Source organism: Microbispora sp. ATCC PTA-5024, assembly GCF_000511135.2.
Lineage (GTDB): Bacteria > Actinomycetota > Actinomycetes > Streptosporangiales > Streptosporangiaceae > Microbispora > Microbispora corallina.
The window spans coordinates 958,942-970,792 of sequence record NZ_KI866522.1 but is presented as its reverse complement, the minus strand read 5'-3'; the positions used below and the strand labels follow the sequence as shown (position 1 = coordinate 970,792).

Here is an 11,851-nt window from a genome sequence, read left to right as displayed (position 1 = left end):
GGCCTCCGCGGACCGCGCGCCCGAAACGGGGGCGGCGCTGCGCCGCGTCACCGCGCTGGTCGGCGGCGAGGCGCTCCCGCCGGCCCTCGCCCGCGACCTGCGCGCCCGCGTCGCCCGCCTGCTCAACATGTACGGGCCGACCGAGACCACCATCTGGTCCACCGCCTGGGAGGTGCCCGCCGGGCCGCGAGGGGTCTCGATCGGGCGGCCGATCGGCAACACCCAGGTCTACGTGGTCGACGAGGCCCTCGAGCTGGTCCCGCTCGGCGTGCCGGGGGAGCTGGTGATCGGCGGCCTCGGCGTGGCCGCCGGCTACCTCGGGCGTCCGGCCCTCACGGCCGAGCGGTTCGCCCCCGACCCGTACGGCGCGCCGGGCGGCCGGCTCTACCGCACCGGCGACGTCGTCAGGGCGCGGCCCGACGGCACGCTCGACTACCTCGGACGGGCCGACAACCAGGTCAAGCTGCGCGGCCACCGCATCGAACCCGGCGAGATCGAGGCGGCCCTGGAGGCGCAGCCGTCCGTCCGGCAGGCCGTCGTGGCCGTGCACGACGAGCGGCTGGTGGCGTACGTGGTGGGGGAGGCGGACCGCGACGACCTGGCCGCGCGCCTGCCCGCCTCGATGGTGCCCGCGGTGTTCGTGCCGATGGACGCCCTGCCGCTCACCCCGAACGGCAAGGTGGACCGCAGGGCGCTGCCCGCGCCCGAGCGTCGGCTCACGCGGGAGGGCCGTCCCCCCGCGACGGCGGCCGAGCGCCGCGTGGCGGAGGTGTTCGCCGAGGTCCTCGGCCTGGGCGAGGTCTCCGAGGTCTCCGCCGAGGACGACTTCTTCGCGCTCGGCGGCCACTCGCTGCTCGCGACCCGGGTCGTCGCCCGGCTCGGCGGGCGGGTGCCGGTGCGCGAGCTGTTCGCCCACCCGGACGTCGCGGGCCTCGCCCGGGCCCTGGAGGCGCACCCGGACTCCGGCGACGGGCCGGGCGACGCCCCGCCGGTCGCCGTCCCGCGCCGGCCCGAGGGGACCGCGCCCCCGCTGTCGGCGGCCCAGGAACGGCTGTGGTTCCTCCACCGGCTCGACCCCCGGGACGCGTCGTACAACATGTTCGTGGTCCGCCGCCTCCGCGGTCCGCTCGACCGGGACGCTCTCGCGCGGGCGCTGGCCGCGCTGACGGACCGGCACGAGGTCCTGCGCACCCGGTACCCGGACGACCAGGGCCGCCCGCTGGCGGTCGTGGAGCCCGCCCCCGCGTCGTGGGACGTCGAGTGGCTGGAGGCGGGATCGCCGGCGGAGGCCGAGCGGCTCGTCGCCGAGCGGGTGAACGCGCCCTTCGACCTCGCCGCCGCCCTGCCGCTGCGGGCGGCGGTCGTGCGACTGGGTGCCGACGACCACGTCCTGTGCGTCGTGCTGCACCACATCGCGGGCGACGGCTGGTCGCTCAACGTCCTGTTCGACGACCTCGCCGCCCTGTACGCCGGGGAGCCCGGCCTCGCGCCGCTGCCCGTGCAGTACGGCGACGTGGCGCTGTGGCAGCGCTCGGCCCCGGCGGGCGAGGCCCTGGCGTACTGGCGGGAGAGGCTGGCGGGGGTGCCCCCGCTCGACCTCCCTGCGGACGCCGGAGCCGGGGCGGCGGAGGGGGGCGCCTTCCACGGCCTGCGGCTGCCGGCGGACCTCGCCGACCGGCTGGAGGCCGTGGGCCGCGAGGAGGGCGCCACGCTCTTCATGGTGCTGCTCGCCGCCTACCAGGTCCTGCTCGCCGCCCACTCCGGGCAGACGGACTTCGCGGTCGGGTCGCCCACCGCCGGCCGGGAGATCCCCGAGACCGATCCGCTCATCGGCTACCTCACCAGCACGCTCGTCCTGCGGGCCGGGCTCGACGGCGACCCCACCGTCCGCGACCTGCTGCGCCGCACGCGGGAGTCGGTCCTGGACGCGTTCGCGCACCAGGAGATCCCGTTCGAGGCGCTGCTGGCGGACCTGAAGGTCGAGCGCGACACGGGCAGGACGCCGCTGTTCCAGACGATGTTCGTGCTGCACAGCCAGGACGCCGGGCCGCGCCCGTCCTTCGCCGGGCTCGACGCCGAGTTCTTCCCCGCGGGCTTCGCCCAGGCGAAGTTCGGCCTGATGCTGGAGGCCTGGCGGGATCCGGACGGCATCAGCCTGACCTTCGGCTACGACACCGCCGTGCTCGCCCCGGCGACGATCGAGGCGATGGCCGCCCGGTTCGCCCTGCTGCTGGAGTCGCTGCGGCCGGACGTCCCGATCTCCGCGCTCCCGGCGCTGACCGAGGCCGACGAGGCCCGGCTGCGCGCCTGGTCGCGGGGTCCCGCCCTGCCGGATCGGCAGACGGTGCCCGGCATGGTCGCGCGGACCGTCGCCCGCGCCCCCGGCGCCGTCGCCGTGGAGTGCGGCGACGAGCGCGTGACGTACGCCGAGCTGGACCGCAGGGCCAGGGCGCTGGCCGCCCGGCTCACGGGCCACCGGGTGGTCGGCGTCTGCCTCGGCCCGGTCCCCGACCGGGTGGCCGCCATGCTGGCCGCCTGGCACGCCGGGGCCGCGTACCTGCCGCTCGACCCCGCCTACCCCGCGGAGCGGCTGGCCCGGCTCCTCGCGGACGGAGGCGCCACCGTCGTCGTGGCCGGTCCGGACGCGCCGCTGCCGGCGTCGATCCCGGTCGTCGGCCCGGCCGCGGACCCCGGTCCGGGAGAACCCGCGGCTCCACGGGAGCCCCTGCCGCGGGACGCCGCGTACGTGATGCACACCTCCGGCTCGACCGGCGAGCCGAAGGGCGTCGTCGTGGAGCACGGCGGGCTCGGAGCCCGGGTGGCCTGGATGCGCGAGGCGTACGGCCTGGGCCCGGGCGACCGGATCGTCCAGTTCGCCTCGCCGAGCTTCGACACCCACGCCGAGGAGATCTTCCCCGCCCTCGCGGCCGGGGCGACCGTGGTCCTGCTGCCCGGCGGCGCCGTCACGCTGCCCGACCTCCTGGCCGCGGACGCGGGCGTCACCGTGCTCGACCTGCCCACGGCGTACTGGCAGCGGCTCGCGGACCTGGCCGGCGAGATCGTCTGGCCCGAGTCGCTGCGGCTCGTCGTCATCGGCGGCGAGCAGGCCGCGGCCGAGCCGCTGGCCCGGTGGCGGGCCCGGTTCGGCGGCCGCGTCCGGGTCGTGAACACCTACGGCCCGACCGAGACGACCGTCATCGCCACCGCCGACGACCTGGACGACCTGGGCGGCGGGGAACGGCCCCCCATCGGACGGCCGATCGCGGCCACCTCGGTCCACGTGCTCGACCGGTACGGACGGCCGGCCCCGCCGGGCGCCCCCGGCGACCTGCATATCGGCGGCGCGGGGGTGGCCCGCGGGTACGCCGGCCGGCCCGGGCTGACGGCCGACCGGTTCGTCCCCGACCCGTACGGCGAGCCGGGCGGGCGGCTGTACCGCACGGGCGACCGGGTCCGCTGGCGGGCCGACGGCCGGCTGGAGTTCCTGGGGCGGCTCGACGACCAGGTCAAGGTGCGGGGTCACCGGATCGAGCCCGGCGAGGTCGAGGCCCGGCTGCTGGCCCATCCCGGCGTGACGGAGGCGGCCGTCGCCGCGGCCGGGGAGATCCTGGCCGGCTATGTCGCCGGCTCCGCGACGGCCGAGGAACTGCGGGCGCACCTGGCCGTCGCCCTGCCGCCGTACATGGTGCCGGACGTGTTCGTGCGGCTGGACGCCCTGCCGCGGACGGCCGGGGGCAAGGTCGACCGCCGCGCCCTGCCCGAGCCGGAGCCCGAGCGCGAGCGGGAGTACGTCGCGCCGAGGTCCGACGCGGAGGCGCTGGTCGCCGACGTGTGGGCGGAGGTGCTCGGAGTCGGGCGCATCGGCGCGTTCGACGACTTCTTCCACCTCGGCGGCCACTCGCTGCTGGCCGTCCGGGTGGCCGCGCGGCTGCGGGCGCTGGCCGAGGTGGACATCCCGATCCGCACGCTGTTCGCCCGCCGCACGGTGGCCGACCTCGGCGCCGCCGTCGAGGACCTGCTCGTGGCGGAGCTCGAGGGGATCAGCGACGAGGACGCCCGGCTGCTGCTTGAGCGGATGGAGGAACGATGACCGGCACGCGTGCCGAGACGCCGGAGACGGTGGACGACGCCCAAGGGACAGCCCAGGGGACAGCCCAGGAGGCGGCCCTGCCGCTGTCGTCGGCGAAGCGGGCGCTGCTGGCGCAGCGGCTGCGCCGCCGCACCACGGTGAGCGCCGTCACGCCGCGGCCCGCGGGCGTGGTCCCGCCGCTGTCGCACGCGCAGGAGCGCCTGTGGTTCCTGGAGCAGTACCTGCCCGGCACCGCCGCGTACGTCGTGCCGCTGTCGGTCCGCGTGACCCGGCCCATCGACGGCGGCGCGCTCACGGAGGCGCTGCGGGGGACGGTCGCCCGCCACGAGAGCCTGCGGATGCGCTTCGTCACCACCGACGACGGGCGGCCCGAGGTCGTCGTGGACCCCAAGCCGGCGTTCGGGCTGCGCGTCGTGGAGGCGGAGGGCGCGGACGCCGCCGGGCGGGAGGCCTGGGCGCGGCAGGCCGTCCAGGAGGAGATCGCCCGCCCCTTCGACCTCGCCGCCGGCCCCCTGATCCGGGTGCTCGCCGTACGGCTCGGCGACGCCGACCACGTGCTCGCGATCACGGCGCACCACACGGTCGTCGACGGCTGGTCGTGCGAGATCCTGCTCAGGGAACTGCTCGCCCTGCACGACGCGCACCTGTCGGGCGCGCCCGTCGCACTGCCCGAGCTGCCGGTGCAGTACGGCGACTACGCGGTCTGGCACCGGGAGCGGGCCACCGGACCGGCGTACGAGCGCGACGTCGCCTACTGGCGCGAGACCCTCTCGGGGGTCGAGCCGCTGGAGCTGCCGGGCGACCGGCCGCGGCCCGCCGAGCAGGACGTCGCGGGCGCCGGCCTCGCGTTCGACCTCGACGCGGACCTCAGCCGCGCGGTGGCGGCGCTCGCGGCGTCCCAGGGCGCCACGACGTACATGGTCCTGCTGGCGGCGTTCCAGACGCTGCTGCACCGCTACAGCGGGCAGACCGACTTCGCCGTCGGCTCCCCGGTCAGCGGCCGGGCGTTCCCCGAGCTGGAGAACCTGGTCGGGCTGTTCGTCAACACGCTGCCGATGCGCGCCCGGCTCGCGGGCGACCCGTCCTTCGCCGAGCTGCTCGGCCGGACCAGGGACGGCGCGCTCGACGCGTACGCCCACCAGGAGCTGCCGTTCGACCAGCTCGTCAACGAGCTCGGGGTCGAGCGGGACGTGAGCCGCTCGCCGGTCTTCCAGGTGCTGTTCTCGCTGCAGAACTACGACGGCAGGCGCGACCCCTCGGTGTCGGGGTTCCCCTTCGCGACCTCGGTGACCCGGTTCGACCTGGCGCTGTACCTCGCCGAGACGCCGGACGGGCTGCGCGGCGCGTTCGTCTACCGAACGGCGCTGTTCCTCCCCGAGACGGTCGGCCGGATGGCGGGGCACCTCGAACGGCTGCTGCGCGCGGCCGTCGCCGACCCGGCCGCGCCGGTCTCCCGGCTCCGCCTGCTGTCGCCGGAGGAGGAGCGCGAGGCGCTGGCCCTCGCCGTCCCGCCCGCCGTGGCTCCGGACGCGAGTGGGGCGGGCGCCGCGCCTCCTCCCGCGCTGCTCCACGACCTCCTCGCCGTCCAGGCCGCGGCCCGGCCCGGCGACGTCGCCGTCGTCTGCGGCGACCGCTCGATGACGTACGGCGAGCTGGACGCCGCCTCCGCCGCGCTGGCCGGGCGGCTGCGCGACCTCGGCGTCCGCCCGGACGACCGGGTCGCCGTCTGCCTGGAGCAGTCGGCCGAGCTGGCACAGGCCGTGCTCGGCGTGCTGCGGGCCGGCGCCGCCTACCTGCCGCTCGACCCCGAGCAGCCCGAGGAGCGGCTGGCGTACATGGTGGCCGACGCGGGCGCGCGCGTCGTGGTGACCACGCCGGACCTGGCCGGCGGACTGCCGTTCACCCGGGACCTGACGGTCGTCGGGCCCGGCGAGGAGGGCGGCGGGACGTACGGCGATCCCGGCGTGCGGCCGGAGAACCTCGCCTACGTCATCTACACCTCCGGCACGACCGGCCGGCCGAAGGGCGTGGCCGTCCAGCACCGCGAGGTCGTGACGTACCTGACGGGCGTCCGGGAGCGGTTCTCGGTGCCGGACGGCGGCACGTTCGCGCTGCTGCAGTCGCTCGCGTTCGACTTCGGCGTCACGATCTTCTATTTGTCGCTGATGACCGGCGGCCGGCTGCGCCTCGTCCCGTCGCGGACCTCCGCGCCCGACCTTGCCGCGCTGCTCCGCGACGTCGACGTCCTCAAGATCACGCCGTCGCACCTCGCGGCGCTGCTCGCCGAGTCGGACCCGCGCGCCCTGCTGCCGCGCCGTCTGCTGCTCCTCGGCGGCGAGGCCTCCGGCTGGGAGTGGGCGCGCGACCTCGCGGCCCTCGGCGGCTGCGCGGTGGCCAACCACTACGGCCCGACCGAGGCGACCGTCGGGGTCACCACGTTCGCCGTCGACCCGGCCGCGCCTGACGAGGACGTCCGCGGGGCGACGCTGCCGATCGGCCGGCCGCTCCCCGGCGCCCGGGTGTACGTCCTGGACGAGGCGCTGCGGCCGGTGCCCCCCGGCGTCCCCGGCGAGATCCACCTGGGCGGGGACCGGCTGGCCCGCGGCTACCTCGGCCGCCCCGGGCTGACGGCCGACCGGTTCCTCCCCGACCCGTACGGCGAGCCGGGCGGCCGCATGTACCGCACCGGCGACCTCGCCCGATGGCTGCCGTCCGGCGAGCTGCAGTTCCTCGGCCGCCGCGACCTGCAGGTGAAGATCCGGGGCTACCGGGTGGAGCTCGGGGAGGTCGAGGCCGTCCTGGCCGACCTGCCCGGGGTCGCCCAGGCCGCGGCCGTCCTCCGGGGAGACCGGCTGGTCGCGTACCTGACCGGGGACGTGCCCGCCGACGCGGAGCTCCGCTCCCTGCTGCGGGAACGGCTGCCCGAGTACATGATCCCCGCCCGGTTCGTCCGGCTCGATCGGCTGCCGCTGAAGTCCCACGGCAAGGTCGACCGGGCGGCGCTCCCCGACCCCGGCGCCGCCGCCCCCTCCGCCGAGGACTACGCCGAGCCGGGGACGGACCTCGAACGGGCGGTCGCCGAGATCTGGGCCGAGGTGCTGGACGTGGAGCGCGTCGGGGCGCTCGACGACTTCTTCGACTCCGGCGGGCACTCCCTGCTCGCCATGCGCGTCGTCGCCCGGCTGCGGAAGCTGGTGCCCGACCGGCCGGTGACGGTCATGGACCTGTTCCGCCACCGGACCGTCCGCGAGCTGGCCCGGCTCCTCGAGGCCGGGGAGCCCGTGGGCGGCGCCTTCCTCCTGCACCGCCTCACTCCCGCCCGCGCCGTCACGAGGGGCACCGTCGTCTGCGCGCCGTACGGCGGGGGCAACGCCCTCATCTACAAGCCGCTGGCCGACGTGCTGCCGGACGACTGGGCGCTGTACTCGATCGCCGTCCCCGGTCACGAGCTGGGGGAGGAGGCCATCCCGCTCGAGGAGCTGGCCGAGCGCTGCGTCGGGGAGATCCTGGAGAACGTCCGCGGCCCGCTCGTCCTGTACGGACACTGCGGGCTGGGCGTGATGATCTCCGCCGAGATCGCCCGCCGGCTGGAGGCGGCCGGGCGCGAGGTGGAGGCCGTGTACCTCGGCGGCATCTTCCCCTTCGCCCGTCCCCGGGGAGGCATGGCCCGGCTGGCCGACTGGATGGACCGGCTCCGCGGCGACCAGGCGATGGTCAACGCGCTCACCGCCGCCGGGCTCGACGCCGACGAGTTCGACCCCGAGCAGCTGAAGCTGATCGTCCGCAACCGGCGGGAGGGCACCAAGCAGGCCGAGCGGTACTTCACGCGCCTGTTCGAGGAGCGGGCCGAGCGGCTGCGCGCCCCGGTCATCGCGGTCGCGGGCGAGCGGGACCCGGCGACGGAGTTCTACCAGGAGCGGTACCGCGAGTGGCACCGCATCACCGACGTGGCCGCCGCCGCCGTGCTCGACGAGGCCGGCCACTTCTTCATGAAATATCGGGCGGAGGAGCTGGCCCGGATCGTCACCGAACTCCACCCCGCGATCCGGTCGGGGGACACGGGGCGTTTCGAACGGCGCGAGGACGCGACCTGGTGGCTCCAGGGCGTCTCCCGCCTCGGTCCCGCCGAGGAGCCGGCGTCGCAGGCCCTCTCCCGGCCGGAGCCGGACGGCGCGTCCGAGAGCGCCGCGGCCGCCCCGGAGGCGGTGCCGCAGGCGGGGCCGGTCGGGGTGCCGGAGAGCGGGTCCCGATCCGCCCCGGACACGCCGCCGGGCCCGGGCCACCCCGCGCAGGCCGGCCTGGACCCGGCCGCGTCCGCCGGCCCGGACCTCGCCGCGTCCGCCGGCCCGGACCTCGCCGCGCCGGGCGAAGGGGACCCCGCCGCTTCGCGCGGCTTGGACCGCGCCGTGCCGGGCGAAGGGGACCCCGCCGCTTCGCGCGGCTTGGACCGCGCCGTGCCGGGCGGGCCGCGGCCGAGCATGCGGCGCTTCCTCCTGGTCGCGGCCGGCCAGCTCGTCTCCATCACCGGGTCGGCGCTCACCGAGTTCGCCGTGCCCGTCTGGATCTACCTCACCACCGGCTCGCTGGCGAACTTCGCGCTGTTCGCCGTGATCGGCCTCGTCCCCGGCATGCTGGTGTCCCCGCTGGCCGGGGCGATCGTCGACCGGTACGACCGGCGGCGCGTGATGCTCGCGGGCGACGGCGCGGCCGGGCTCACCCAGCTCGCGCTCGGCCTGCTGTTGTGGACGGGAAACCTCCAGGTCTGGCACATCTACCCGCTGCTCGCCTGTCTGTCGGTCGCGCTCACGTTCCAGCGGCTCGCGTACGGCTCGGCCGTCCCGCAGCTCGTCCCCAAGCGCTACCTCGGCCACGCGAACGGCGTCGTGCAGATGGCGTTCGGCGTCGCCCAGCTCGCGGTGCCGCTCGTCGCGGTCGGGCTGATGGCGGCGATCGGGCTGCAGGGCATCCTCGCCTTCGACGTGGCCAGCTACACCGTCGCGTTCCTGAGCGTGCTGCTGGTCCGCTTCCCCGCGGCGATGGCCTGGCGGCGCAGGGAGTCGGTCCTCGACGAGATCAAGGGCGGTTTCCGGCTCGTCTGGGGCCGGCGGCCGTTCCGCGGCATGCTCGTCTACTTCGCGGTGCTGAACGTCTTCCTGTCGCCGCTGTTCCTCATGCTGTCCCCGCTCGTCCTGGCCCAGGCGACGCTGGCGGACGTCGGGCGGGTCGCCTTCGCGGGCGGCGCCGGCGTCTTCCTCGGCGGGCTCGCGATGACCGTGTGGGGCGGCCCGCGGCGCCGTCGTCTGCGCGGCGTGCTGGTGAGCACGCTGGTCCTGGCGCTGTTCTGCCTCGTCACCGGCCTGCGGGCGAACCTCGCGCTGGTCGCGTTCGGCTCGTTCGGCATGTCGCTCGGGCTGACGTTGCTGAACGGCGTCTACGCGACGATCATCCAGGTCAAGGTGCCCCAGCGGTTCCACGGCCGGGTGATCGCGCTCAACACGCTGATCGCCTGGTCGACGCTGCCGATCGGCTTCGGCCTGGTCGCGCCGTACGGCGCCGCGGTGCTGGAGCCGCTGCTCGCGCGCGGCGGTCCGCTGGCGGGCACGGTCGGCCTGGTCATCGGCACCGGCCCCGGCCGCGGGATCGGCTTCCTGTACGTGTGCCTCGCCCTCGGGATGGCCGCGACCGCGCTGGTCGCGATGCGCGTCCCGGTGCTCGCCCGCTTCGACGACGAGATGCCCGACGCGCTGCCCGACGACCTCGTGGGGGTGGAGACGCTCCGCGCCCGCACCCCCGTCGCGGCGGCCGCCGTCCCCGCCCCCGAGAAGGAGACAGCATGAGCACCTACCGCGTCGTGGTGAACGACGAGGACCAGTACTCCCTCTGGCCCGCCGACCGGCCCGTGCCCGACGGCTGGCGTCCGGAGGGGTTCGACGGCACCCGGGAGCAGTGTCTCGGCCACATCGAGGAGGTGTGGACGGACATGCGCCCCCGCAGCCTCAGGCAGGGCGGATGACCGCGCCGGGCCCGCACCCGTTCGTCCCGGCGGCGCGGGCCGCCGGGGCCCGCAGGAACTTCGGCGTCGATCGGCCGATCGGCGCGTTCTCCACCACCCCGACGGTCGCCGGCGCGGCCCGGACGACCGGCGAACCCCAGGAGGCGTGATGACGACACAGGCCGATCTCTCCGCGCGGCTGGCGGTCATGATCTCCGAGGCGTGCGACGGCGAGATCACGGCGGCGGAGATCTCCGCGGCCGACTGCTCGCTGGCCGCCCTCGGCGTCACCTCGCTGGCCCAGCTCCGGCTGATCGACGCGATCGAGGACGAGTTCGGCGTGGAGATCGACCTCGCCGGGTACGTCGACCACCTCGCGGGGCTCGACGATCTGGCGCGCTACGTCGGCGAACGGATCCGCCGGTGACCCCGGTGCCCTTCCGCGCGGACGCCCCCGAGTGGACGGGGGCGCTCGCGTGGGGGCAGCGGTCGATCTGGGGTGCCATGCGCCTGGTCGGGGCGGCCGGCGACCACTACTTCAACTTCACCCGCGTCGTCCCGGTGCCGAGGGGCGCGGGGTCCCCGCCCCCCGAGACGGTGGCCCGGGCCGTCGCCATGGTGGTCGAGCGGCACGACTCGCTGCGCACGCGGGTGCGGGCCGACGGCGGCGGCGAGCCGTACCAGGTGATCGGCGGGTCCGGCGGCATACCGGTCGAGGTGGCGGACGAGTCCGTGGAGACCCCCGCCGAGCTGGCCGAGCGGCTGGCGGCTGACCGGTTCGACCCGGCCGCGGACTGGCCGCTGCGCGCGGGCATGACCGTCCGCGACGGCGCCGTCCGGCACGTCGTGCTGGTCTTCTGCCACGTCGCGGCCGACGGGTACGCGGGCGACGTCGTCGCCCGGGACCTGCGGCTCGCGCTGCTGCGCGGCACGCTGTCCGGTGCGCCGGGACAGCTGCGGGACCTGGTGGCGCGGCAGGGCACGGCCGACAAGGCGCGCGGCGACCGGGCCCTGGAGTTCTGGCGGGAGCGCCTCGACGCGCTCGGCGGCCCGATCTTCGGCAGGCCTCGCGAGGGGACCGGAGCGGAGGCCGGGTCGCCGCGCTACCGGCGGGCCGTCCTCGTCTCGCCGGCCCTCGACCGGGCGAGCCGCCTGCTCGCCGGCCGGTACGGCGTGAGCACCTCGACCGTGCTGCTGGCCGGGGCCTGCGCCGGGGCGGGCCGGATCGCCGGCAGGCCGGTCGCCGCGATGACGCCGCTGGTCAACAACCGGTTCCGGGCCGAGGACCGGGACCTGGTGACCTCACTCGCGCAGCTCGGGCTGTTCGTCCTCGACGAGCCCGGCGACGGCGACCCGATGGACGCGGCCCGCTCGGCGGCCCTGCGCGCCTACCGCCACGCCTACTACGACCAGGCCGAGCTGAACCGCACGCTCGCCGGGGCCGACCCGCTGTGCTGCTTCAACGACCAGCGGCCCGCCGAGGGCGTGACCCCCGCCGGCCCGCCGCCGGACGCCGGTGAGATCCGCGCGGCCCTGCCGCTGACGGAGGAGGCGCCGGAGGACGGGCTCGACGACCTCAACTGCCGCTTCTGCGTGCACGTGACGGGCGAGCCGGACCGGCTCCGGGTCATGGTCACCGCGGACACCCGGTACGTGGCCCCGATCGACCTCGACGCGTTCCTCCCCGCCCTGGAGCGGACCGTGGTGGAGCGGGCGCTCGCCTGACGCGTCCTGGGGAGACGGCGAGGGCTCCCGCGCGGGAACGCGCG

The 11,851-nt window shown here is 76.4% G+C and carries 6 protein-coding genes; all 6 read left to right on the top strand.

The genetic code is table 11. The features are described from left to right. On the top strand, positions 1 to 4,090 hold a 4,090-nt coding region (locus MPTA5024_RS41815; protein WP_198166943.1), incomplete at its 5' end, for a non-ribosomal peptide synthetase. Then, entirely contained in the window at positions 4,087 to 9,927 is a 5,841-nt protein-coding gene (locus MPTA5024_RS04400) for a non-ribosomal peptide synthetase/MFS transporter (RefSeq protein ID WP_063794618.1), read from the top strand. The genes MPTA5024_RS41815 and MPTA5024_RS04400, both read left to right, overlap by 4 nt. Beyond that, complete coding sequence (locus MPTA5024_RS04395; RefSeq protein WP_036320099.1) at positions 9,924 to 10,103, top strand: MbtH family protein; 180 nt, start codon at positions 9,924 to 9,926, stop codon at positions 10,101 to 10,103. The genes MPTA5024_RS04400 and MPTA5024_RS04395 overlap by 4 nt, the downstream gene beginning before the upstream one ends. Beyond that, complete coding sequence (locus MPTA5024_RS40600) at positions 10,100 to 10,252, top strand: hypothetical protein (RefSeq protein WP_157099287.1); 153 nt, start codon at positions 10,100 to 10,102, stop codon at positions 10,250 to 10,252. The genes MPTA5024_RS04395 and MPTA5024_RS40600 overlap by 4 nt, the downstream gene beginning before the upstream one ends. Next, entirely contained in the window at positions 10,252 to 10,509 is a 258-nt protein-coding gene (locus MPTA5024_RS04390) for an acyl carrier protein (protein WP_036320096.1), read from the top strand. Before MPTA5024_RS40600 ends, MPTA5024_RS04390 begins: the two co-directional genes overlap by 1 nt. Next, complete coding sequence (locus MPTA5024_RS04385; RefSeq protein ID WP_051457692.1) at positions 10,506 to 11,807, top strand: condensation domain-containing protein; 1,302 nt, start codon at positions 10,506 to 10,508, stop codon at positions 11,805 to 11,807. Before MPTA5024_RS04390 ends, MPTA5024_RS04385 begins: the two co-directional genes overlap by 4 nt. Positions 11,808 to 11,851 lie beyond the last annotated feature (44 nt).

Coding starts and splice junctions, on each gene's coding strand:
- MPTA5024_RS04400 (WP_063794618.1), top strand. CDS start 4,087: ATGACCGGCACGCGTGCCGAGACGCCGGAGACGGTGGACGACGCCCAA.
- MPTA5024_RS04395 (WP_036320099.1), top strand. CDS start 9,924: ATGAGCACCTACCGCGTCGTGGTGAACGACGAGGACCAGTACTCCCTC.
- MPTA5024_RS40600 (WP_157099287.1), top strand. CDS start 10,100: ATGACCGCGCCGGGCCCGCACCCGTTCGTCCCGGCGGCGCGGGCCGCC.
- MPTA5024_RS04390 (WP_036320096.1), top strand. CDS start 10,252: ATGACGACACAGGCCGATCTCTCCGCGCGGCTGGCGGTCATGATCTCC.